Source organism: Ruminococcus sp. D54t1_190329_F1, from assembly GCF_015551645.1.
Taxonomy (GTDB): Bacteria; Bacillota; Clostridia; order Lachnospirales; family Lachnospiraceae; genus Blautia_A; species Blautia_A faecis.
In genome coordinates this window covers 46591-71422 of record NZ_JADNDC010000024.1, presented here as the reverse complement: position 1 = coordinate 71422, position 24832 = coordinate 46591, and the positions used below count along the sequence as shown (strand labels likewise).

The following is a 24832-nucleotide window of genomic DNA, read 5'->3' as shown; positions in this document are numbered from 1 at the left end:
TAGCAGTCATTTCTGGCTGTTATCCCCCAGTATAAGGCAGGTTACCCACGCGTTACTCACCCGTCCGCCACTAGAAATAAATTAAATCGACCGAAGTTTCAATAAAGTATTTCCCGTTCGACTTGCATGTGTTAAGCACGCCGCCAGCGTTCATCCTGAGCCAGGATCAAACTCTCTGATAAAGTGTTTGATGTACTCAAGACAACCAACTAGCTTAGTTATCTCTCGTCATTACTGTTATAAAAAGTTCATTCATTTGAATGATGATTCGTTAAGAATTTTCGAGAATCGTATGTGTTTCACTGTTTAGTTATCAAGGTTGTTTATCTGTCGTTGTCTGTCCGACAGCTTGTTTATATTACCACAAGCATTTTCGTTTGTCAACAACTTTTTTTAATTTCTTTTAAAAAACTTTTGAAGTTTTTCAAAATGAAATCCCGCTTCCTCAGAAGCGAGATTCAGTATATCATCAGAGTTGCCATTCGTCAACCCCTTTTTTCAATTTTTTTGATTTTTTACACTATTTGACATTTGCGCTCAATTTCCATAGAAAACGCTCATAAACACTTTCACAAATATATTCTGATTATACAGGAAATTCAGTATTGTATCCTGCTCAACAAGAGCCATTCCCTGTTTTCCAATCGTGGTATCACAGAGCAGCGTCAGGATCAGAAGCCCGATCCAGATAAAGATTATGCACTTCGCACCGCCCACTGCACCTCCGGCAATTTTATTCACTCCATTTATCACAGGAAGATTTGTCAGAACATTCAGTATATAACTCAATAGTCTGATCACGATTGCAGAAATTATAAAGGATAAAAGAAATGATATTCCATTTACGATCATGACAGCCAGCGAATCTGCTATATATTCCGCAAACGTACTGACTGCAAGATAGCGGTATGTCTCTGCAGTATTATTTTCCATAAGAGAAGTCTTCAATATGTCCGGAAGCTCCATTTTTTCCATTATCTGCGTCTGTTCTTCCTTATCCAGAGCTTTCTGACTGCCAGTCTGTTCCATGACCAGTTCCTGGCAGTTACTCTGAACAATATTATAAACAGGTGTATACTCTCTCACAAATGTATTCACATATGGATTAATCGCCCATACAAAGAGAAAGGATATGATCATAAAAAAAGCAGATACGATTTCTTTTACAAAGCCCCTGCGAAATCCGGAAGCGCATGCAAAAATAATCAGCGCAAGCACCACAATGCCAAGCCAAGTCCAGCTTATGTCCATTTCTTTCTCCTTAACTGAGTTTTATCACATTTACACCAGTATCCATAACAAGCAAATACTTATTCCATCCCAATTTGAAAAAGTCTTTCACCGTTCCATCCACACTTCCAAAATATTTCTCGGAACCGTTGCTATTCAACACGCAAAGCTGGGAACTGTTGTACATAACAATATAGTCATCACTCATTCTGATAGTGGTATATGGAATATTAAAATCCTTGCTAAATTTCAGCTTGCCAGCAGAAGAATATACCTGCATGGTATACTGTTTGTCTTTGCTATCATTTTTAAATACCAGGCCAATGTTGTTTTCATCATAAAAAGTACTGATAATCTCCTGCTCAACCTGGACTGTTTTCAGTTCTTTGGGAATCTGACGCCCGGAATATATGGTAAATCCGTCATCCCGAAGTGCAACTGCATTGCTGCCAAGATACTGAATCTGCGGAACTACTACTCCATCATACGTGTACCCGCTTACAATACGGTCATCTTCATTCTGTCCAACTTCTCCGAAATTATAAAAAGCTATGTAACTGGTGGTCTCGCTGCTGTCCACAAACTGATATGCCACCATCATCACAACGCCATTATCTGCCAGTGCCACATCCATAGGATATCCAGGATCCTGAATATTAGTCTGATTTTCTGCCACAAGACTTCCATCTAAATTGTAAAAATTGATCCAGGTGTGGTCGCCGCCATCCAGAATTGCCGCTGCCATTCCGGTTTTGGAAACTTTCGCCTTTACAATACTGTAAGAAGTAGATACAGTCCCGGTAATTCCATTTTTGTCAAGAAAAACCATGGATGTACCATCTTTATCAGCAATCACGGCACAGTCACCGCAAACATCTGCCACGGGATTCTGCATGTCATATGTCTGGGACCATACAGTTTCCAGCTTGTTGTTTACCAGAGATACCTCGTCGGAACTATAGCGCAGAATCTTACCTGACAGATAGGTGTACTGGGTGGAAACAGTATCCTCCTGCTCACTGGTCACCTGTACTTTATAGTTTCGGTAAGTTCTTTTTTCCAGAAAAAGAAAGCCTGCCAAGACCACAAATACAGCAATCAGTATCACGGCAACCGGTTTCAGCACAGCTTTCTTTCTTCGCAAAGCAGCTTTGATTTTTCTTCTCGCAGCTTCATTCCCACCGGCTCCGGCCTGGGCTTTTTCCAGATGGCGTTTCTCGGCCAGAAGTCGTTTCCGCCGCAGTTTCTTTTTGATATTTTTGAATGTGTTTGCCATAATTTAACCTTGCCTTGTATTTTCTATTTTTTCGATTATACCACATCCGGTCAAGGTAATACAATCATTTGCCCCGGATAAATCACCTGGTTTTCTTCCAGATTATTCAGGCGGCAGATTTCCGGGATGGCATCCATATTTCCATAATGGGAAATACTGATCTGGTATAAAGTATCGCCTGGTTTGATCACATAAGTTTCGTATATGCCGTCAGATGAGGTCTGTGCACTGGAATCCGTCTGTTCTTCTGCGTTGGTGCTCTGTTTCTTTATTTTCCGTTCATCAGCTTCCTGGGAAAAAGTTTCCGTCTGATCCACCGTTTCTGCCGGCTCCTCAGTTTCTGTCTGTTCTGCTGCTTCCGCCTCATTTGCAAAATCAGATTCGCTGTCCTGCCAGCTATTCCCGGTTTCATCACTTATTTCTGTATCGGCGGCTTCCTGCGTTATTTTGGGAGTCACCGAAGCATTTCTTTCCAACTGCTCTTCCGGACTTTTCTCCTGTTTGGAAACATCCTGTATCTGATTCGTGTCATTTTCTGCCTGCTTTTCTTCTGATGCATCTTCCTCTGTTTTTCCTGACATAACAGTCACTGCATAATCATCTTCAGGCTGCACCGGCAAGCCACCGTAATTTCTGTAAAAGCCCGCACCTACAGCTAATACAGCAAGTACCAGACAGGCCGTTGCTGCATATGAAAAAACAGAGGTACGCTCCATTTCCTCCTGGGGCTTTTCCTCTGTCTTTTCTGCTTTCTTTGTTTTCTTGTTCCGGATGATTTTCCGAAAAGATACAACCGCCTCGTCAGACACATTTTCTGTAAATTCCGGCGCAAAATCTTTATTTTTTTCAATCATGTACTCCTGCATCAGCGGATTTTTCTCATAATAAATGTAATATCCCCGCTGCCGGACCATAAGGCCATTTTCAAAGAAGAAGAAAGCTTCTTCTTTTTCTGCAGGTTCCATAAGCATAAGCACTTTTTCACCGCCAAAATACCGAAGATGGATTCGGGTTAGCAATTCGTCTGTTTCCATATACATCTGAGGGCGCGAAAAAAACCAGCCTGTTATTTCCTGTCCCGGAAAATATTTTGCCTGGTCTTCCTGTATTTTTGCCCATATTTTTTCAGAGAAATCAATATGATCTGATGCAGCTTCCATATCTTCCACCATCAAAGCTCCCCGGATGAAAAGATAGGTTATACCATTGTTCCATTTTGTTTCGCCTGTAAAAACAGCTACACAGCCTTGTTCTTTTCCGGAACCGACCGCATTCCTGGCAAGCCTTGTCAGAAATGTGTATACGTAATCTTCAATATAAATACGCATATTTCCGGTTGTCAGTCCTACCTGACGTATGTTTCTCGGCAGATTAAAAAGATTTTCCCCATTTTTCGCCTCCTGTTTCTCTTCTTTGTAGATAACTTCTATCATAGTCACATCACCCCTTCGGGTATGAGAATATCACATGAGAAATGCAGATTTTAGCGGAATATAAGACCTGTTTCACAGAATTTTGCGACAGTTTTTGCAAAGGAAATATTTGTCGGGATGAAGGGTACAGCGAACTGCTGCAATTGAATTCCGGCAGAATGTCACGTAAAGTGCAGCATATAGATTTCGATATGTTTTTTTGTACTCAGCCAGGTGCATATTTTTTCCAGATATAGGATAAGATGGATTATATCAGACAGCTGCAGCTGCAAATTATCGTTCATAAGTAATCGGGCAAGTTTGCTTATTTATGAAATTTTTAAAGCAGGAGAACTTTTATGCCTTTTTATGTAAATACCCAAAAACCAGATTCTTCCAGAGAAATTGCACGGCTTCTGGGAAAATGTATTAAGCGTCATAAACGGGACTGGACTGAAATTGTGTTTTTGTGCATTGGAAGTGACCGGGTAACCGGAGACTGTCTGGGACCTTATGTGGGCTATCGTTTAAGTCAGCATCAGCTTCCAGGAATTTTTGTCTACGGTACATTAAGTCAGCCTGTTCATGCCGTCAATCTGTCCGATATAACGGACTTTATTTCAAAGAACCATCCGTTTGCCCTTGTAATTGCTATAGACGCGTCTCTAGGCGATGAAAGACATTTGGGCTATGTGACAATCGGAAACGGTTCTCTTTACCCAGGTGCGGCTGTTCAGAAAGATCTGCCGCCTGTGGGGGATATTTATATTACTGGAATTGTAAATATTGCAGGAATTCTGGAATATCTGACTTTACAGACAACAAGACTGTCCACTGTGATCACGCTGGCTGACACCATTGCACAAGGGATTCTTGGAAATTTTATATAACAATACGGCAAACAGAAGCTTTCACTTCCATTTGCCGTATACTTATTTAGCATATCACTTTTTTGAATTTCCAAAAGGTCTTCTGCAAAAACAGACATAGCGCCTGCCGGTGCCAACACCATACAGGAAAGGCACAGTCAATTAGATAAATGCTTTGATCTGTTTGTAGATACCGGCTGCATCAAGGCCGTATTTCTCAAGAAGAGCAACGGCCGGGCCAGACTCTCCGTAAACATCATTGATACCAATACGTTTAACCGGTACAGGCGCTTTCTCAGCAAGGCACTCGCATACAGCACCACCAAGGCCGCCGATGATGGAATGCTCTTCAACAGTAACAACTTTGCCTGTTTCTTTGGCAGCTGCTACAACAAGTTCCTCATCGAGAGGTTTGATGGTGTGGATGTTAATAACCTTTGCTTCGATTCCTTCTTCAGCCAGTTTCGCAGCTGCTTCCAGAGACGGAGCTACGCAAAGTCCGTTTGCAATAATGGTAAGGTCTTTTCCCTCACGGAGAACAATACCTTTGCCAAGCTCAAATTTATAATCCGGGTTATCATTGATAACCGGAACAGCAAGACGGCCAAATCTCATGTAAACAGGGCCCACATGCTCATAAGCTGCCTCTACCATTGCTTTTGCTTCAATATCATCAGACGGGCATGCAACAATCATTCCCGGAATTGTACGCATAAGTGCAAAATCCTCGCAGCACTGGTGTGTAGCACCATCCTCACCAACGGAAATTCCGCCGTGGGTAGCACCAATCTTAACATTCAGCTTCGGATATCCAACAGAGTTGCGAACCTGCTCAAAGGCACGTCCTGCTGCAAACATAGCGAAAGTACTTGCAAAAGGCACTTTTCCAGTTGTTGCGATTCCGGCAGCAATTCCCATCATGTTGCACTCTGCGATACCGCAGTCGATGTGACGCTCTGGGAATGCTTTCTTAAAGATTCCGGTCTGTGTAGCTGCAGCAAGGTCAGCGTCCAGAACAACCAGATCATCATGTTTTTTTCCAAGTTCTACAAGAGCGTTACCATAACTTGCTCTGGTGGCAATCTTCTTTACTTCTGACATAATGCTTCACCTACCTTTTCCAAATCTGCCATAGCCTGTGCGTACTCTTCATCGTTCGGAGCTTTTCCATGCCAGCCAACCTGGTTTTCCATGAAAGATACCCCTTTGCCTTTTACTGTTTTCATAACGATCGCAGTCGGCATTCCTTTCACAGTCTTTGCCTCGTCAAAAGCAGCGCGCAGCTGCGCCATGTCATTTCCATCAGCTACATTTATTACATGGAAATTGAATGCTTCGAATTTCTTATCGATCGGATATGGGGAGCATACGTCCTCAACTTTACCATCGATCTGAAGACCATTGTTATCAACGATCACTACAAGATTGTCCAGTTTTCTTGCTCCTGCAAACATTGCAGCTTCCCATACCTGACCCTCCTGAATCTCGCCGTCTCCAAGAAGTGTGTATACACGATAGCTGTCATTTGATAATTTTGCAGAAAGTGCCATTCCAACTGCTGCAGAGATTCCCTGTCCAAGGGAACCGCTGGACATATCGACGCCAGGAATATGCTTCATATCCGGATGTCCCTGAAGGTAAGATCCGAGATGACGAAGTGTCACCAGATCCTCTTTCGGGAAATAACCTCTCTCAGCCAGTACAGAATACAGACCTGGTGCAGTATGACCTTTGGAAAGGACAAAACGGTCGCGATCTGCTTTCTTCGGATCCTTAGGATCAATATTCATTTCCTCAAAATAAAGATAAGTAAATAAATCTGCTGCTGATAAAGATCCGCCTGGATGACCAGCTTTAGCAGCATGCAGTGCTGTTACGATGTCTTTGCGGACTTCGTTGGCAACTTTCTGAAGCTCTAAATTCTCCATTTTCAATTCTCCTTATTATTTCCCTTGATATCATGATGTGCGAATCACAACCGAATTGAATTCTTACGTAAAATAATTTCTCGGTTAATTATTCTCCAAATACAGCCTTGTAATCATTCTGGAATTTAACAATACCAGCGTCTGTCAGCGGATGATGAGTCATCTGCTCAAGTACTTTAAATGGTACAGTAGCGATATCAGCACCTGCAAGTGCACACTGTGTTACATGCATTGGATGACGAACACTTGCTGCGATGATCTCGGTATCGATGCCTGCAACTGCAAACATATCAGCGATCTGGCGAATCAGCTCAACACCGTCTGTAGAGATGTCATCCAGTCTTCCAAGGAATGGAGATACATATGTAGCACCAGCTCTTGCTGCAAGAAGTGCCTGGTTAGCGCTGAAGATCAAAGTTACATTTGTCTTGATACCTTCTTTTGAAAGAACTTTAACTGCTTTCAGACCTTCGCATGTCATAGGAATTTTTACAACCATGTTTGGATGGATCTTAGCAATCTCACGTCCCTCACGGATCATTCCCTCTGCATCTGTTGTAGTAGCTTTAACCTCGCCGCTGATCGGTCCGTCGACAATCTCTGTAATCTCTTTGATTACTTCATTGAAATCTCTTCCCTCTTTCGCGATCAGGGATGGATTTGTGGTTACACCACAGATGATTCCCATATCGTTAGCTGCCTTAATATCCTCTACTTTTGCTGTGTCAATAAAAAATTTCATGATTTCTTCCTCCTGAATGAATTAAACTAAAGCGCTCTCTTTGTCTTGCACTGTTCATATGCTTTCATTATAGCAGACTTCATTTACAGGTCAAGGCGTGGGATGAATTATTAATAAATATTCAATTAATAATTTTGTTTATTATTAATCATTCCATAGTTTGTTAGTATGGTATCAATCAATTTTCCACTGTATCAATCAGCTTTTCCAGCAATTTTACCAGATGTTTTTTCAAAAATTATTAGTAATAATTTCCAGCAAATTATTTATTTAAACTTATTTTCTTCGGATTTTTCGTTTATGGGATCCGGTTTGTCCATACGTGCATAACCGGTGGTTTTTCGCACAATAATCTTGGGATTATACTCAATATTATATACACTTGTAGGACGGATGCCTTCCCCGAAACGGATGCCTGTATCAATTTTCCGGATGATAATGTCACAGGCATCCCTGCCCTTCAGATCAACAAAGTGATCAATGGTAGTCAGTGACACTCTGCGAATTCCGGAATAAAAAATATTGTCGCAGCCGATTACCGATACATCCTTTGGTACTCTCAGACGGGCATCCTGAAGAGCATCCACAGCACCAATGGCCATCATGTCATTCTGTCCGGCAATGGCAGTAAATCTGCTGCCATCCTCCAGAAGAGACCTGGTCAGGGCATAGCCCATGGAATACTCGGAATCCGTCTTTGGATTGCGACGATCAACGGACTCGTCAGCCGCCCGGATGATCACATGCCCGGAAAGACCTGCCTTCTCAAACTCCTGCACAAAACCGTCCACTCGTTTGGAACGCTGCCACTGTCTTCTGGTAAGCGGCGGCGTAATAAAGGCCACATCCCGATGTCCCAGATCCAGCAGATGCCTTGCCATAAGCCGTCCCACTTCTGTGTTATCCTGATTAATAGCATCTACTGTACTGATTTTTTCTTTGTTGCTAATGATAACCAGCGGAATGCTTCTTGCCATCTCCTCTACCTGGCTGATATAGTCCGGGTGGGGGTTGCAGGCATAAATGATTCCCTGGGGTGCCATGGCGCGGATCATGCGCAGATACTTCTCTTCCAGCCTGGCATCGCGCTGGGTATTGCAAATGAAAACTCCGTAGCCACGCTCGTTGGCTACCGCCTCGATTCCCTGAAGGAGAAGCACATAGTAAGGGCTGGTAATGGTTGGGCAAAAGACAACGATCAGTTTTTCCTTTTTGTTCTCTTTTTTATTTTTGTGGCCCGGAAGCTGATAACCCAGTTCTCTGGCCGCGCTTTCCACTTTTTCCACTGTTTCTCGGGAAAAAGAAACATTGTACTTATGGTTCAGAACCATGGAAACTGTTGCCTGGGAAACTCCTGCTTTCTCTGCCACATCTGATGAAGTCACTTTTTTGCGTGCCACAAAAATCACCTCCTGCCATCTTACAGTTCTACCCTGCCCTCCAGTGCCCGAAGCAGAGTAACTTCATCAATGTATTCCAGGTCACCGCCGACCGGCACACCACTGGCAATACGACTGACCTTGATCCCGGTTGGCTTGATCAGCTTACTGATATACATTGCTGTAGTCTCTCCCTCCAGACTGGAGTTGGTGGCAACGATCACTTCTTTTACATCTCCCTGAAGTCGCATGATCAGCTCTTTCAGCTTGATATCATCCGGACCAATTCCCAGCATAGGGGATATTGCGCCGTGAAGTACATGATAAACTCCATCAAATTTACCGGTTTTTTCATAAGCAGCAAGATCCCTGGTGTTCTCCACTACCATAATCGTACTGTGATCTCTTTTGGGATTGCTGCAGATTGGGCACATTTCTTTATCCGTAAGGGTGTAGCAGCACTTACAGTACTGTACGTTCATCCGGGCATCGGTGATGGCATTGGTAAGCTGCTGCACCTGTTCCTTTGGCATATTCATAATATGAAAAGCCAGGCGCTGGGCAGACTTTGCCCCGATTCCCGGAAGATGGGAAAACTGCTCAATCAGTTTATTGATATGACTGCTGTAGTATTCCATCAGAATGGAAGACCCCCGCCAAGTCCTCCCAGACCTCCTGTAAGTTTGGACATTACAGCCTGGTTCTCCTGCTCAACCTTGCGAAGTGCTTCATTAGTTGCTGCAACAATAAGATCTTCAAGCATCTCGATGTCATCCGGATCTACAACTTCCTCTGCAAGCTTCACCTTGGTCACTTCTCTCTTACCTGAGATAGTTACTTCTACAGCTCCGCCGCCGGCTGCTGCAGTAAACTCTTTCTCCTCGAGAGCTTTCTGGTTCTCTTCCATCTGGCGCTGCATTTTCTGCGCCTGCTTCATAAGGTTATTCATGTTTCCTGGCATACCCATGCCTGGAAATCCTCCACGCTTTGCCATTACAAAGTCCTCCTTTAACTGTTCTGATTTCATGCTGGATTCCGCATTTCTGATTTTTCAAACAGGCTCTATAACATTTGCGGCAGCAAAAATCATTTTTCATAACAATATTCACATTTTCTGCAAATATTATTAATTTACTTCTCGTTCGTCGCTTTCACGGCAACTCTTATGTTGCTGCACAAAAATCAAACAGCAACACTCTTATTCTTCTGCATCGTCAGGATCTTCCTCCACAACAACATCCATATGGATATTCTCCCGGAGAGCCTGATCTACAGTAACCTTGGCAAGATTGGTATGGTTGTGTTCTTTTGCCACCACCATCTTAAGTTCTACACTCTTGCCAGTCTGGGCCAGGATGATATTCTTCAGTTCTTCCTCTGCTTCCGGATTATCTACATAGGTTTTTCCAAGGAAATCCTGGAATTCAATGTAGAGAACCGGTTCACCGGTCTGGCCATTGTATTTGGGAATAGACTTCTGGAGCATCTGTTTGAAAATACCGCTGGTCTGACCTACGATCACCTTCCAGCTGGCTACAATCTTCTGCAGATCCTCGGGTGCTGCCTTCTCAGGTGCTGCTGCCATGGCTTCTGCACTGCCATACGATCCGATTCCTGTACTTCCGGCGTTGCCAGTGGCTCCCGGCTGAACAAATACCTGTTGAACAGGCCGCTCGTCCATGCGCTGTTCCAGAACACGAAGACGATCCAGGACAGAATCCAGATTGGTCTCCATCGCCGGACGGCACAGTTTGATCAGGGCAATCTCCACCAAAACACGCTTCTGGGTGGAATAGCGTATCTGGCTGGACAGGTCAGAAAAAATACGGATGTAGCGCATCAGCGTCTCTACATCCACCATCTCACTTTCTTCTCTTAGAAGTTTCAGATTCTCAGATGATACATCAATGGCTTCCTCCGGATTCTCGGAGGTTTTTACCAGAAGGAGATTACGCATGTACCAGGTAAAATCTCCCACAAACTGTCCAAGCTCTCTTCCGCCTATGATCAAATCCTCAAGAGTGCGTATCGCACCTGTCACATCTCCCTGGAGCACTTTTCGCAAAAGCTTGCTGAACACTTCCGTATCCACAGCTCCCAGAACCTCCAGGACTTTGTCATAAGTCAGTGTCTGCCCTAGATAAAAGGCAATGCACTGATCCAGAAGGCTTAGTGCATCTCGCATGGAACCGTCTCCGGCTTTTGCCACATAACGGACGGCTTTTTCTTCTGCCTCTACGCCTTCGATTTTCAAAAGTTCATCCAGTCTTTCCGCAATTGTATCAATAGTGATGCGGTGAAAATCGTATCGCTGACATCTGGACAAAATAGTGATCGGTATCTTGTGGGCCTCTGTGGTGGCAAGAATGAAGATAACATAAGACGGAGGTTCCTCCAGTGTTTTCAGAAGAGCATTAAACGCTCCTGTCGAAAGCATGTGAACCTCGTCGATAATGTATACCTTATAGTTTCCTTCAGTAGGACGATAGGCCACCTCCTCACGGATCTCACGGATATTGTCAACGCCGTTATTGGACGCTGCATCGATCTCGATCACGTTCATGGAGGTGCCAGCCTGTATCGCCTTACACATGTCACATTCACCACAGGGACTTCCATTTACCGGATGCTGGCAGTTTACTGCTTTTGCCAGTATTTTTGCAACGGTAGTCTTACCGGTTCCTCGGGTGCCGCAAAACAGATACGCGTGACCAATACGGTTATGCTTGATCTGATTGGTCAGGGTAGTTACAATGTGATCCTGTCCCTTGACATCGTCAAAATTATCCGGTCTGAACTTCCGGTATAGAGCAGTATAGCTCATTTATGGAAACTCCTTTCTAACAGCAGGGAATCAATCGCCGAAGCTGATTCCGATCTGCTTTGCAGCCTTAACGGTCTGGTCTTTCGGAGAAACCATTTTCAGCTTGCCGGCACATTCTTCAAGAGGTACTCTCTTGATTTTGCCATTTACAATACCGATCATGATGCCATATTCTCCGTCCAGAATAGCCTCTGCTGCTCCTGCTCCGATTCTTGTGGAAAGCACACGATCATATGCACATGGTGCCCCACCTCGCTGTGTATGTCCCGGAACTGTAATGCGTACCTCAGAACCAAGCTTCTGGGTAATCTTGTCTGCAATTTCATAGGATACGGAAGGATACTTCTTCGCGCGGTCTTCCAGCTTTTTCTTGTAATCTTTCTTGGAAAGAAGGGCATCCTCTTTGGAAATGGCGCCTTCTGCCACTGCAAGAATGGTGAAACGCTTGCCAGCTTTAGATCTCTTCTGGATAGCTGCAACTACCTTCTCAATGTCGTATGGGATTTCCGGAATCAGGATAATATCTGCTCCGCCGGCAATTCCTGCGTGCAGAGTAAGGCTTCCTACCTTGTGTCCCATAACTTCTACGATAAATACACGGCCATGGGATGCTGCTGTTGTATGAATGCAGTCGATAGCGTTTGTTGCAATATTTACTGCACTCTGGAACCCGAATGTCATATCTGTACCCCAGATATCATTGTCGATGGTCTTAGGCAGATGGATGATATTCAAACCTTCTTCTCTTAAGAGGTTGGCTGTTTTCTGGGTTCCGTTTCCTCCGAGGATTACGAGACAGTCAAGACAAAGCTTGTAATAAGTCTGCTTCATAGCCTCAACCTTATCCAGTCCATTGGCATCCGGTACGCGCATAAGCTTAAACGGCTGTCTGGATGTTCCAAGAATAGTTCCGCCCTGTGTAAGGATTCCGGAAAAATCCTTGGATGTAAGCATACGGTATTTGCCGTAGATCAGTCCCTTATATCCATCATCAAAGCCGTATACTTCCAGATCATCGATACTATTGGTAAGACCCTTTACAACTCCTCGCATGGTGGCATTCAGAGCCTGACAGTCACCGCCACTTGTTAATAAGCCGATTCTTTTAATCATAGTACCCTCCATTTCTGTGTCTTTGGAAAATAAAATTCAAGTTTTTATCTAATTATATAATATTTCACAGGCTGACACAACAAGGAATTTAATTCCGCCCAAAACTTCTTCTGAAAATCCACTGCATTTTTCGGTATCGACTTGACAAATTCATTCGCTTCCTTTATAATTAAATTCCGCGCAGCCGGGGAGATAGCGGTGCCCTGTACCTGCAATCCGCTACAGCAGGGGTGATGCCAATCTGAGGCTTGTATCTTGTGGAGCTGCCCTTTATAAGTGGCGTTGACGTTTGGGTCTTACGCAACAGGACTCTATGAACCGTGTCAGGACAGGAATGTAGCAGCACTAAGTAGAATCTCCTGTGTGCCGTGAGGGTGCCTGGGCTGAGTTAACTGTAGAGGTAACGTCTGTGAGACCATTCCGAGGTGCGGCGCGCGAAATAAGATGATTGTGGAACGTCGGATGAGGGCGTTCTTTTTTTGTATTAAAATAGATTTCTGCAAAATGGGGAGAGCAAATTACTGGAATGCTTTTTCAAACAGGCTCTGGCGCGGTACGCCCCAGGCAAACAAAAAGACACATATTGTATCAGGGCTGTGAATGTGTTGTTCACGCCATTTTTACAATATGTGTCCTATTTTTAGTTTGCTATTCTATTTTGAATGCAAGCTGTGAAAAATCATTTGCACAGCTCCGCTACGACCTGATTGATCACCTTGCCGTCAGCCTTGCCCTTCAGCTCTGGCATAATAGTCTTCATGATCTGTCCTTTGTTTCCAGAAGCGATCAGGTCTGCATGTTTCTCTGTAAGGTAAGCCTTGATCTCAGAAGCGTCCATCAGCTTTGGAGCGTATTTCGCAATCACATCATATCTTGCCTGATATTCATCTTTCAGATCCTGTCTGGATTCCGGACAGGTGTCGATCTGCTCTTTCACAGATTTCAGCTCTTTCAGGATAACACGGTCAACCAGTTCGCCACTGATATCGTCACGGCAGCCTTCGTCGATTGCCACCTTCTTCACTGCGGAAATCAGGGAAGAGACTGCATCCTTTGTTACTTTATCCTTCGCTTTCATGGCAGCTACCATGTCTTTTCTCAATACTTCAAGTTCCATTGTATTTTCCTCCTGTCATTTTCTATGTGGTTGTTTACATAATGTTCCACAACGTTCCATCAAATCATAATTCTTTCATCCTGTGGCATTTCAGACGACTTGATGTATTTTTTGCTTTGTTTTTTATCATACCACTAATTTTCTGATTTTCCAACCTGCTCTGCCAAAGATTTTTTCAGCATTTTCTTCTTTTCCCGAAGCTCGCGAAAAAAATCGGAAAGCATGATGGAACACTCTTCCTGAAGGACACCGCGGATTACTTCTACCTTGTGGTTAAAGCCATCCATTTCCAAAAGATTCAGCACAGAACCGGCACATCCTGCTTTTGGATTCATGCTGCCGATAACCACACGGTCAATTCTGGACTGCATAAGCGCTCCGGCGCACATCTGGCAAGGCTCTAAGGTTACATACATCGTGCAGCCTTCCAGTCTCCAGTCTCCTAATTTTTTGCTTGCCTTTTTAATCGCGTTCAATTCTGCGTGAGAAAGGGTATTCTTGTCCGTGTTTCTCCGATTATAGCCTCTTGCAATGATCTGCCCGTTGCAAACGATCACACAGCCAATTGGCACCTCTTCCAATGCCCGGGCTTTCTTTGCCTGGCGAATAGCCTCTTTCATATAACGTTCCTGATCTGTAAGCATTTTTTACCTTTACTTTCTACTACTTTATGGTGAATCTCGGCATTTTTGCCGCTGCGCTGTCATTTTCATTTCAGGCGCCGCAGCGGCAATAGCTTTATTATAGGCAGTTCGCACAGGGATGTCAATTTTAACAACCGGCAGGTGGATCAATCGCACGGTACCAGTACCCTCCCCTGCCTTTTTTCACCTTGATACAGTTGCTTTCTTTGAAGCAGGAAAAGCCGAACATGCCTGCCATAAACTGTTCCTGCTGGTCGTAGCTTCCGGGTACACCAAGTATGTACCGGCCATTTGATCTGTGGCACAGAAGGAGATGTCCGAAATTGTAGTATCCGTATTGCAAAAAACGGTTGTTGCGAAGGGCGCATTGTCTTCTTGGAAAATGGACCAGATCCTGGGGTGTAATTTTCCAGCACTGGTTCAGATCGCTGTCTTGGAACGGGCAGAAGGGCTGACCAAATGGGAGTGCTATGGTTTTCTCCTTTTCCTCTTGTTTTGTATTTACTCTACAGGTAATTTTTTGCTCTGCTTCCCATATTCCCCCCACGGTTGGCTCATCTTTTGCTTGTGGTTCATCACTTATCATTTCTTCTGCTTCCAGCAGATCATCCTGCATTTGTTCCACCACATCCTCCACTTCATGCCTGTCATCTAAATCAGGTGTGGAATCTGTTTCCGGCTTGCTTTCATTCTCCAGCTTTTCTTCTGCTTTCTCTTTTATTATTTCACATACGGTACCAGTTTCTTCTTTCTTTATTATACTTTCCTTAAAATTCTCCGGGCGGATTGTCTGGTCATCCCACTCTGTTCCAAAAAAGCCTCCCGATTCTGTAAGCAAAATCATACCTCCCATTTTTTCCAGAGGAATTCCCGAGCCCCCCATATCCATTCCGTCTGTTTCCACCAGACATTCGATTCTATTTGCCTCCGTTTTGCAGCTGCCCAGCAAAATTCCATTCATCAGTCCCTCTTTTCGCACAAATCCATATACTTTGCACACTTCTCCTGCTGCCAGGTTTCCTACCTGAAGACGTGGTTCAATTGTACACATGTGATTTCTCACTTCCACCTTCATAAAGCCACAATTATCTTCCTTTTTCCCTTTTCGGTATTCATATACATATGCGATAAAACGCCGATATCCCACCAACTGACGCCCTCCCCTTTTTATGCATCTCACTCATTAATGTATATGAAAAAACAGAATTTTCATTCATAAAAACGCATTCTGTTTCACTTGGAACATCTGTTCAAATGAATTAATTTAAATGCCTCTCCCCAAATAAGACCTGGTTAATTTCAATTCTTTTTGAATTTTTTTGAATTTTTTCAATTTTTCTGTTGACAAGCCAGTATATTCTATGTATAATATCACTTGCAGTTGACGAAGTGTGGCTCAGTTTGGTAGAGCGCTGCGTTCGGGACGCAGAGGTCGTGGGTTCGAATCCCGTCACTTCGACTACTTGGCAGGGGCGCCGAAAGCCTTGAGAAATCAAGGGTTTCGGTGTTTTTTTATGTTTAAATTTTCTTCTTTTTTCGAAAGCTATATTCTATTTTAACTATTTAGGTATAGAAATATTTATTTTTTGTGCTAAAATATCTTTATCGGGCAGAGAGGATTTTCCTCTCCCAGAGTTTGTTGAAACAAGCTCTAACACAAAAGCAAAATACCATAAAAGCACCAGGAGGATGAACATGAAAAGAAAAAGAAATTTGTATCATTTATGGTTTTGTTTTGCCATGCTTCTGTTTCTGGCGGTTCCTTTTAAAGTAAAGGCGGAAACTGCCACAACGCCAGTAAGCATTTCTGTACAATATGGACAGACAGAAGCACGAACAATTCTGAATATGATCAATGAAATGCGTACAAGCAGCACAGACGCATGGTATTGGAAGCAAGACGATACAACCAAAACATATTGCACAAATCTGCAGCCATTGCAGTATGATTACGATCTGGAAAAAACAGCTATGCAAAGGGCCGCTGAAATTGCAATTATTTATTCCCATACACGTCCAAATAACAAAGACACCTTCTCCGCCTTTTATGAAAATTCAGTATATTATACTTATGCAGGCGAAAATATAGCTGCGGGATATGGAACTGCTGACAGTGTCAACGACGGCTGGAGGGAAGATAACGAGCTTTACGCCGGTCAGGGACACAGACGAAATATGCTTAATTCTAAATTCAACTGTGTCGGAATCGGTCATGTATACTACAATGGCTTTCACTATTGGGTGGAAAATTTTGCATACAGAGATAAAGTTAATACCACCCCTGTAAGTGCAGACAACACAGAAACTACCCTTACAATTCCAGTTGCAACATCAAAAATTTCTAATTTTAATATTACTTTTGACAAAGATGAGTATTCTTTAAAAACAGGTGAAAGCACTTCCATTTCCGTATCAGATCCAACGATTTCCGTTTTCGGACACTGGGGTTCCAGATTTGTTTTTGTGACTGATACCCCAGATCTAACAATTGCTGATTCGACAGTCGCTACCCTTTCGGGTTCCATAACTGGAATTTCTGAAGGCGATACTACAATTAGTGCTTCTCTTTACGGTCTTACCGCGCACCAGACAGCTGCTGTCAAAGTACATAATTGTGAAAATCACTGGGACGATGGAAAAATAACCACACCCCCCACCTGCACTAAAACTGGCGTAAAACAATACACCTGCACAATCTGCAGCGAGACTAAAACAGAAGAAATTGCTGCATTAGGTCACGATTACAGTTCCGACTGGACTATCGATACCGCTGCTGTCTGCGAAACAGTCGGCAGCAAGAGCCATCACTGCACACGATGTGACAGCAAAAAAGATGTAACTGAAATTCCTGCTTCCGGTCATTCCTGGAATGATGGTGCAATTACCACTGAGCCTACCTGTACTGATGAGGGTGTAAAAACCTTTACCTGCAATGCCTGTGGCAAAACAAGGACTGAGGCAGTCGCAGCTCTGGGTCACAACTACAGTTCCGACTGGACTATCGATACCGCTGCTGCCTGCGAAACAGTCGGCAGCAAGAGCCATCACTGCACACGCTGTGACAGCAAAATAGATGTAACTGAAATTCCTGCTTCCGGCAAGCACACCTGGAATAACGGTGTAATCACCAAACCTGCAACAATTGCAGAAGAAGGCGTAAAAACATACACCTGTACTATTTGTGGTGTAACGAGAACTGAGACAATTGCCAAGCTTCCAATGCCAACCGTGACTCCGGTTCCAACAGCCACACCAACACCGGCAATCACTTCTGCCCCAACTGTAACACCGACTCCATCCGTTTCAGTTGGAACAAAAATTACAGATAAAAAAACTGGAAACATATACAAAGTTACAAGCAGCCGTTCTTCCAGCCAGACAGTTGCCTTTATTGGAAATAAAGTAAAAACCAGTGTCATCATTCCAACTACAATAAAAATAAAAGGTGCCACCTACAAAGTAACTGAAATTTCCACCAATGCTTTCAAAAATAACCGTAAGCTGAAAAAAGTGGTAATTGGTCAGAATATTGTAAGAATAGGTAAAAATGCATTCTACGGCTGCAAAAAACTTACTTCCATTACCATCAAATCCAGCCGGCTTACATTAAAGAACATTGGCAAAAACGCATTCAAAAATACAAGTCCAAAAGCTACTGTAAAAGTTCCGAAAAAGCAGAAAGCTCTTTATAACCAGATCCTTAAGAAACGGGGACTTAATAAAAAAGCTAAAGTCAAATAAATAATCTTTAAAACACAAAGAACCGGATTCCGCAAAGTGCTGGATATCCGGTTCTCTGTATTTTTCCGCGAGAGCTGCTTTATTTACTCCACCGACTCGGCTGTTCCTGGCAGATCCGGTTCCACTGGCAATCGCCGCAGATTTTCGTTCTTTTTCCCGTTTCAATGATTTTTTTCTGTACTGCTTCGGTAAATTCCGGGAATGCAAGTTTCTGACCTTCTTTTAAGCCGCATTCTGCCAGCACTGCATTGTCATATCTTTTCACCTTCTCGGCTGCCTCGCAGATTCCCTGGCTATTGTTTGGACAGGCTGAGCAGATTTCGTCAGTTTTTACTGTGAGACAAACATCTGCCCCTTTTGTAAAAAGCTCCAGCATTTCCTGCATATGGGCTGTAAATCCAGTGCTGTAGCCATTTCCGATAAAAAACGCCAGGCACATCCCGTGGTGAGGGCGAATGGGATATGTCTGACGTTCTTTTTTACTGCATTGGTACAAGCTTACGTACCCTTCTGGACAAAACAAATGCCAGAGCGATCTTTACAAGGTCAGGAATGATAAATGGAATTACGCACCAGCCCAGTACGGTTCCAAGTCCGACAGCTCCGGAGGTTCTTGTATATACAACCATGAACCAGATAGTTCCCATTGCGTAGCAGACAATCAGTCCGACTACCATGGAAAGAATCTGAATAACAGGCTTTTTGCCCCAGAGAGATTCCATAGCCCACATTACCAGGGCGGAGAAAAGAAATCCGATGATGTAACCGCCGGTATTGTTAAGAAGAATACCAAGTCCTCCTGAAAATCCTGCAAATACAGGAACACCAATAGCTCCAAGTAAAATGTAAACCAGTACAGCCAGGCTGCCTCTCTTTCCGCCAAGCACACCAACAGCCATAAATACACCAAATGTCTGTAATGTAAACGGCACTGTCATTGGAATGGAAATCCAGGAACAGATTGCGATCAGTACGGCGAAAATAGCTATGTATGCCAGGTCGTATGTTTTTGTCTTTGTTGCGGTTACGGTACTCATATTCTCCTCCTCGAGTAAATATTATTTTTGTCAGATACAATCTAACACAGTTACGTTGCAATTGTCAACCTATTATTTGTTTTTGGTTTACAATTCTCTTCGTGAAGAATCTGGACATGTTTCCCGCATACGTGCTATACTTCTGTAAAATGGAGGATTAAAAAATTGTGTCAAACATATAGAATTGCAATTTGTGATGACCTTGCCACAGACAGAAATTATCTTTCTTCTCTGTGCGAAATATGGGGCAGTCATAACAGTTATCATATACAGATTTCAGAATTTACATCAGCCGAAAATTTTTTGTTTCATTATGCCGAGAAAAAAGATTTTGACATTCTTCTCCTTGATATAGAAATGGGCGCCATGGATGGTGTTACCATGGCAAGGAAGCTGCGGCAGGATAATCAGACCGTACAAATTATATTTATCACCGGATACGCAGACTATATTTCTGACGGATATGAAGTAGATGCCCTTCACTATCTGATGAAGCCCATACAAGAAGAGAAGTTCTTTACAGTTCTTGACCGTGCAGTCACAAAGCTTATCAAGAATGAGAAGGTTCTTAACATAATCAGTCAGGGTGAGATGATTCGTCTGCCCATCTGTCAGATCAATTATGCAGAGGTAAACAGCAATTATATTACGATTCACAGTCAACAGACTATCACCCTGAAAATGACCTTAAGCGAATTGGAAAAAAAGCTGGATTCTCATTTTTTCAGAGCGGGACGTTCTGCTTTGGTAAATCTAAAAAAAATCAGCCGGGTTACAAAAAAAGAGATTTATTTGCAGGATGGAAGTATAATCCCCCTTCCACGCGGCGCTTATGAGAAGGTTAACCGGGCAATCATTAATATGGACTGATTTGGGAGATTAAAATGCATTTATTTTCGAAAAAAGCAGCTAAAAAAATGGCTGCATATCAGAAGGAACTGATTGAAACTCACTATCAGGAGGTTGATAATATGTACCGCCAGATGCGAGGCTGGCGCCATGATTATCGCAATCATATCCAAACAATGAAGGCTTATGCAGCCACAGAAAACTGGGACGCAATCAGACATTATCTCGATCTTCTTGACAAGGATCTTACCACAGTAGATACTGTGATAAAAACCGGAAATGCCATGACAGATGCTATTTTAAATTCTAAAATATCACTGGCACGGTCCAAAGATATTCAGGTAATTGCAGATGCTGACATTCCTGTTAAGCTGAATTCCTCTGAAATTGATCTTTGCTGTATTATTGGAAATTTATTCGACAATGCCATAGAAGCCAGCCTGCAGCTTCCCAAAGAAAAACGACTGATCCGCATTTATATGGACATGAAAAACACGCAGTTATACATTTCTTTCACTAACTTTACAGCGGGAAAGAAGTTGAAAAAACAGGGAAATCTTTTTAAAAGTACAAAAGGTGATGGTCATGGTCTGGGGCTGATCCGTATTGATGATATAGTAAAGCGATCTGATGGATATATCAGCCGAAACAGTGAAGAGAGCGCCTTTACCACTGAGATTTTACTGCCCCAGTTATAATTCATCCCCCGAAACATGCAATTCATCCCCGGTTTAATCCGGGGATATTTTTTCTGGTAAAATCATATTAAGAATCTTTTTAATGATACCAGAGTCAAAAGGTCAAAAAGCCGATGCAAGCTCGCTTGCAAGAGGATTTTTGACCTCTTGACCCGCAAAAAACATGAGTAAGTAGCCATTTTCCGAAGAAAAATGAGCGGATTACGAATGTTTTTGAAGATTGCGGGAGTGCAAAGCACGTAGCAATCTGGTATCAAAAGAAAAATAAGAAAGAAGGGAAAATCATGTTTCAAAAAAATCCTGTATCAAAATACAGTACTTTTCAAAATATATGGTTCATGATTAAACTTGCCTGCACTTCTCAGGAGAAGAAAGTTCTGGTGATCAGCTTTTTTATCGCACTGTTAACCATTATACAGAACCTTCTTAACCTTTATGTTTCTCCTGTCATATTAAGTGCAATAGAAAATCATGTTTCCATTCAGGAACTGCTTTTTACAATTGTAATTTTTGTGCTTATGATAATGCTGGTATCAGCTGCATTGGCTTATGCAAATCAAAACGTAATTTGCGGACGGATCAGTGTCCGTTGTGAGATTGTAAATCTTTTAAACAAAAAAGCATCCACAACATCTTATCCCAATATAGACGATATGAAATTCAAAAAATTACTGACCAAATCGGCCGAATATACGGACAATAACGATCAGGCCACTGAAGCAATCTGGAATACACTAACTGTACTTTTGATCAATATTGTCTGTTTTTTTATTTACGCCGGTCTTCTTACACAAATTCATCCAATTCTGATTTTGGTCATTCTGTCAACTGCCGGAATCAGTTATTTTATCTCTCAAAGATTAGATGAATATAAGTATCAACATCGGGAGGAAGAAGCTGAATATATACATCAAATGGCATATTTATTAAACCGTGCAGCTGACTTTGGTGCAGCAAAAGATATCCGCATTTTCGGTCTTCGTTTCTGGCTGGAAGAATTATACAGCAAAACAGCCAGGGAATTTACAGCATTTCATCGAAAAGCAGAAAGTGTTTATATCTGGGCTGGAATTGCAGATTTGACTTTTACTTTTCTGCGCAATGGAGCGGTCTACGCATATTTAATTTATTTGGTATTATACCGCGGTCTTGATGTGCCTGCTTTTTTGCTTTATTTTACTGCAGTGGACAGTTTTTCAGGCTGGATTACAGGAATTCTGGAAGGACTTGGCACATTGCACCGACAGTCTCTTGATATTTCCACGGTCCGGGAATGTCTGGATTATCCGGAATTATTCCGTTTCAAAGATGGACTTACCTTAAATCAGGACGCTAAAAATAATTATGAAATTGTTTTGGAAAATGTTTCATTTCGCTATCCAGGAGCTGAAACAGATACTTTAAAAAATATAAATCTTACCTTACATCCAGGAGAAAATCTGGCAGTTGTAGGTCTTAATGGTGCTGGAAAAACTACGTTGATCAAAATAATCTGTGGGTTTCTTGATCCCACAAAGGGACAGGTAAAATTGAATGGAACAGATATCCGAAACTATAACAGAAAAGACTATTATAAGCTGTTCTCGGCAGTGTTTCAGGATTTTTCATTGTTAGCGGGAACCATTGCAGAAAATGTGGCGCAAACAGAAAATTTCGACCTGAAACAGGTGAAAAATTGTATCAAAAAAGCCGGCTTGCTTCCAAAAATAGAAGCTCTTCCAGATAAGTATCAAACCTTTCTGAATCGTGAGGTTTACAAAAATGCAATTATGTTTTCGGGTGGAGAAACACAGCGCCTTATGCTCGCCCGCGCATTATATAAAGATGCCCCTTTTATTATATTGGACGAACCAACTGCCGCACTCGATTCCATTGCTGAAGCAGACATTTATCAGAAATATGACGAAATGACAAAGGGAAAATCCTCAGTTTATATCTCCCATCGGCTCGCTTCTACCAGATTCTGCAGCAGAATCTTAATGCTGGAGCAGGGAGAAATACAGGAAGAAGGAACTCACGAAGAGCTGTTAAGGCAAAGTGGAAAATACGCTGCTCTCTATGAGGTTCAAAGCAAATATTACAGGGAAGGAGATGGGGAAAATGAAGACAAATGAGAAAAACATATCGTTAAAAGAAGCACTGCAGCTTAATCACAGAGCATATAAGCTTTTTTACCGATATTATCCAAAATTAATTCTTTCCCAAATCAGTCTGACCATCTGGAAAGCACTGACTCCCTATATAATCATATATTTATCTGCACTTGTTATTGAAGAACTTGCAGGCGACCGAAGCCCTGACCGCATTCGTTTTCTGGTAACGATTACTTTATTATCCGGAGCAGGAATCAGCTTGATATCTGCATTTCTTAAAAAATGGAAAAGGACTTGGAGCGCAGGTCTTGGAATGAAAATCAAGCGAATTTTGTGCGAAAAACTTTTTGATATGGATTACTGTGATTTAGATGATAGCAAAACTATGGAGTTATATTCTTCCATTATTCAAAATCTCAATGGACCTGGGTGGGGACTATACAATGTTCTGTTAAATTATGAAGCTCTGTGTTCAGAAGGATTTTCGATCATTTGTGGCTTATCCATGACCATTTCCCTTTTCACCAGCCAGATTCCAAAAACAGCAGAAAAACTTGTTATTCTTAACAATCCGGTATGTGTAACAGCCATAATTTCTGTTATGGTACTGATTACCTGGTTTTCGCCTGTACTCGCTGGAAAGGCAGGAAAATACTGGGTCAGAAGTGCAGATCTGCATACCTTTTCCAATCGTTTGTTTGCATATTACGGACGTCTGGGCTATGATAGCAAAAAGGCAGCGGATATGCGGATTTACCAACAGGAAAAAATATGCGAAAAGCATAATCTGAGCAAAGAAAATCCTTTCGGTTCCAAGGGATTATTTGCCAGATATGGAAAGGGACCTGTTGGATTTTACATGGCAGCGTCTTCCGCAGTATCTGTAATTTTCACAGGGATTGCCTATGTTTTTGTATGCTTAAAAGCCTGGACAGGTGCCTTTGGAATCGGAGCGGTTACAAAATATATTTCCTCTATTACGAAAGTATATTCAAGTGTATCCGGCTGTATCTCCACCATTGAAGATATGCAAAACAATGCTGTTTTTCTGAAACAGACATTTGAATTTCTGGACATTCCCAATAACATGTATCAGGGAAGCCTGACTACTGAAAAACGCAGTGACCGAAAGTATGAAATAGAATTTCGAAATGTTTCTTTCCGATATCCGGGATGTGAACAATATGCCCTTCGAAATATTAATTTGAAATTTAAAATCGGTCAGAAGCTGGCTGTCGTTGGTATGAATGGAAGTGGAAAGACTACGTTTATCAAACTCCTATGTCGCCTTTACGATCCTACAGAAGGAAAAATTCTTCTTAACGGAATCGATATCCGAAAATATAATTACAAAGAATATATGATGATTTTTTCCGTGGTATTTCAGGACTTCAAACTCTTTTCCCTGACTCTTGGAGAAAATGTAGCCGCCAAAATCAATTATGACGAAGAAGAAGTAAAAAGTGCTCTGAAGAAATCCGGATTTTACAATCGCCTTTCCACAATGCCAGAAGGTCTGAATACTTATCTCTACAAGGATTTCAATAAAAAGGGAATTATCATTTCCGGCGGAGAGGCTCAGAAAATAGCTATTGCAAGAGCTATTTATAAGAATGCCCCTTTTATTATATTGGACGAACCGACTGCAGCTCTTGATCCCATTGCGGAAGCTGAAATATATGGAAAATTTAATGAAATAACAGGCGATAAAACTGCCATTTATATCAGTCATCGTCTGTCTTCCTGCAAATTTTGCGATAAAATAGTTGTATTTCATGAAGGATCTGTGATTCAAACTGGAACTCACCAGGAGCTTGCTGCCGATAAAAGTGGAAAATATTTCCAACTATGGACGGCGCAGGCGCAATATTATAGATAAA

At 42.4% G+C, this 24832-nt stretch carries 22 protein-coding genes, 1 tRNA gene, 1 rRNA gene and 1 other RNA gene; 8 read left to right on the top strand and 17 right to left on the bottom strand.

The features are described from left to right. The 4 genes from I2D69_RS12380 to I2D69_RS12365 all read right to left on the bottom strand — a co-directional run. A 16S ribosomal RNA gene (locus I2D69_RS12380) occupies positions 1-182 on the bottom strand; the annotation flags it as partial. 355 nt (positions 183-537) lie between these two features. After that, the gene (locus I2D69_RS12375; RefSeq protein WP_179962515.1) at positions 538-1251 is read right to left on the bottom strand and encodes a CvpA family protein; all 714 of its coding nucleotides are present in this window, start codon (positions 1249-1251) and stop codon (positions 538-540) included. Between the two features lie 10 nt (positions 1252-1261). Further along, positions 1262-2506: a DUF5711 family protein gene (locus tag I2D69_RS12370; protein ID WP_118577963.1), complete on the bottom strand. Its 1245-nt coding sequence runs from the start codon at positions 2504-2506 to the stop codon at positions 1262-1264. Positions 2507-2556: 50 nt separating this feature from the next. After that, positions 2557-3939, bottom strand: coding sequence for a LysM peptidoglycan-binding domain-containing protein (locus I2D69_RS12365; RefSeq protein WP_118577964.1), 1383 nt, complete (start codon positions 3937-3939; stop codon positions 2557-2559). 338 nt (positions 3940-4277) lie between these two features. Between I2D69_RS12365 and yyaC the strand changes: the two genes are divergently transcribed. Next, a complete protein-coding gene (gene yyaC / locus I2D69_RS12360) occupies positions 4278-4808 on the top strand; it encodes a spore protease YyaC (RefSeq protein WP_148463555.1) in 531 nt (176 codons plus the stop codon). Between the two features lie 141 nt (positions 4809-4949). On the opposite strand, the gene I2D69_RS12355 is transcribed toward yyaC, so the two are convergent. The 8 genes from I2D69_RS12355 to I2D69_RS12320 all read right to left on the bottom strand — a co-directional run bounded on the left by I2D69_RS12355 (position 4950) and on the right by I2D69_RS12320 (position 12770). Further along, positions 4950-5888 (bottom strand): transketolase family protein, encoded by a 939-nt coding sequence (locus I2D69_RS12355; protein ID WP_118577966.1) that lies wholly within the window; start codon positions 5886-5888, stop codon positions 4950-4952. Further along, the gene (locus I2D69_RS12350; protein WP_118577967.1) at positions 5876-6715 is read right to left on the bottom strand and encodes a transketolase; all 840 of its coding nucleotides are present in this window, start codon (positions 6713-6715) and stop codon (positions 5876-5878) included. The genes I2D69_RS12355 and I2D69_RS12350 overlap by 13 nt, the downstream gene beginning before the upstream one ends. A gap of 88 nt (positions 6716-6803) precedes the next feature. Further along, positions 6804-7457, bottom strand: coding sequence for a fructose-6-phosphate aldolase (fsa, locus tag I2D69_RS12345; protein WP_021924793.1), 654 nt, complete (start codon positions 7455-7457; stop codon positions 6804-6806). A gap of 266 nt (positions 7458-7723) precedes the next feature. Beyond that, entirely contained in the window at positions 7724-8857 is a 1134-nt protein-coding gene (locus I2D69_RS12340; protein WP_173736552.1) for a LacI family DNA-binding transcriptional regulator, read from the bottom strand. Positions 8858-8877: 20 nt separating this feature from the next. Then, positions 8878-9474 (bottom strand): recombination mediator RecR, encoded by a 597-nt coding sequence (gene recR / locus I2D69_RS12335; protein ID WP_173736551.1) that lies wholly within the window; start codon positions 9472-9474, stop codon positions 8878-8880. Next, positions 9474-9830, bottom strand: a complete 357-nt coding sequence (locus I2D69_RS12330) for a YbaB/EbfC family nucleoid-associated protein (protein WP_021924790.1) — start codon at positions 9828-9830, stop codon at positions 9474-9476. The genes recR and I2D69_RS12330 overlap by 1 nt, the downstream gene beginning before the upstream one ends. Before the next feature lie 204 nt (positions 9831-10034). Next, positions 10035-11660 carry a DNA polymerase III subunit gamma/tau gene (gene dnaX, locus I2D69_RS12325; protein ID WP_195379973.1) on the bottom strand — a complete coding sequence of 542 codons (1626 nt, stop codon included), beginning with the start codon at positions 11658-11660 and terminating at the stop codon, positions 10035-10037. A 30-nt stretch (positions 11661-11690) separates the two neighbouring features. After that, positions 11691-12770, bottom strand: a complete 1080-nt coding sequence (locus I2D69_RS12320) for an ATP-dependent 6-phosphofructokinase (RefSeq protein WP_334284973.1) — start codon at positions 12768-12770, stop codon at positions 11691-11693. Between the two features lie 179 nt (positions 12771-12949). On the opposite strand from I2D69_RS12320, the gene ffs reads away from it, so the two are divergent. Further along, positions 12950-13211: signal recognition particle sRNA large type (ffs, locus tag I2D69_RS12315), an RNA gene on the top strand. A gap of 241 nt (positions 13212-13452) precedes the next feature. Here the strand turns inward: ffs and I2D69_RS12310 are convergent. From I2D69_RS12310 to I2D69_RS12300, 3 genes are all read right to left on the bottom strand, one after another. Beyond that, positions 13453-13890 carry a GatB/YqeY domain-containing protein gene (locus I2D69_RS12310; protein WP_195379972.1) on the bottom strand — a complete coding sequence of 146 codons (438 nt, stop codon included), beginning with the start codon at positions 13888-13890 and terminating at the stop codon, positions 13453-13455. Between the two features lie 134 nt (positions 13891-14024). Next, positions 14025-14534, bottom strand: a complete 510-nt coding sequence (tadA, locus tag I2D69_RS12305; protein ID WP_118577972.1) for a tRNA adenosine(34) deaminase TadA — start codon at positions 14532-14534, stop codon at positions 14025-14027. Positions 14535-14661: 127 nt separating this feature from the next. Continuing rightward, entirely contained in the window at positions 14662-15681 is a 1020-nt protein-coding gene (locus I2D69_RS12300; protein WP_227200622.1) for a DUF6128 domain-containing protein, read from the bottom strand. 238 nt (positions 15682-15919) lie between these two features. Between I2D69_RS12300 and I2D69_RS12295 the strand changes: the two genes are divergently transcribed. Together I2D69_RS12295 and I2D69_RS12290 are read left to right on the top strand one after the other, a co-directional pair. After that, positions 15920-15993 (top strand) — tRNA-Pro (locus tag I2D69_RS12295). Positions 15994-16229: 236 nt separating this feature from the next. Further along, positions 16230-18275, top strand: a complete 2046-nt coding sequence (locus I2D69_RS12290) for a leucine-rich repeat protein (RefSeq protein WP_195379970.1) — start codon at positions 16230-16232, stop codon at positions 18273-18275. A 79-nt stretch (positions 18276-18354) separates the two neighbouring features. Here the strand turns inward: I2D69_RS12290 and I2D69_RS12285 are convergent, their stop codons facing one another. Together I2D69_RS12285 and I2D69_RS12280 are read right to left on the bottom strand one after the other, a co-directional pair. After that, a complete protein-coding gene (locus I2D69_RS12285) occupies positions 18355-18771 on the bottom strand; it encodes a DUF1284 domain-containing protein (RefSeq protein ID WP_306467730.1) in 417 nt (138 codons plus the stop codon). Then, entirely contained in the window at positions 18755-19312 is a 558-nt protein-coding gene (locus tag I2D69_RS12280; RefSeq protein ID WP_148463559.1) for a biotin transporter BioY, read from the bottom strand. The genes I2D69_RS12285 and I2D69_RS12280 overlap by 17 nt, the downstream gene beginning before the upstream one ends. A gap of 165 nt (positions 19313-19477) precedes the next feature. On the opposite strand from I2D69_RS12280, the gene I2D69_RS12275 reads away from it, so the two are divergent. The 4 genes from I2D69_RS12275 (at position 19478) to I2D69_RS12260 (ending at position 24831) form a co-directional block, all read left to right on the top strand. Beyond that, the gene (locus tag I2D69_RS12275) at positions 19478-20182 is read left to right on the top strand and encodes a LytTR family DNA-binding domain-containing protein (RefSeq protein ID WP_148463560.1); all 705 of its coding nucleotides are present in this window, start codon (positions 19478-19480) and stop codon (positions 20180-20182) included. Positions 20183-20229: 47 nt separating this feature from the next. Continuing rightward, complete coding sequence (locus tag I2D69_RS12270; RefSeq protein ID WP_243243813.1) at positions 20230-20859, top strand: GHKL domain-containing protein; 630 nt, start codon at positions 20230-20232, stop codon at positions 20857-20859. A 284-nt stretch (positions 20860-21143) separates the two neighbouring features. Next, complete coding sequence (locus tag I2D69_RS12265; protein ID WP_173769797.1) at positions 21144-22973, top strand: ABC transporter ATP-binding protein; 1830 nt, start codon at positions 21144-21146, stop codon at positions 22971-22973. Continuing rightward, positions 22960-24831, top strand: a complete 1872-nt coding sequence (locus I2D69_RS12260) for an ABC transporter ATP-binding protein (protein ID WP_173770892.1) — start codon at positions 22960-22962, stop codon at positions 24829-24831. The genes I2D69_RS12265 and I2D69_RS12260 overlap by 14 nt, the downstream gene beginning before the upstream one ends. Position 24832 lies beyond the last annotated feature (1 nt).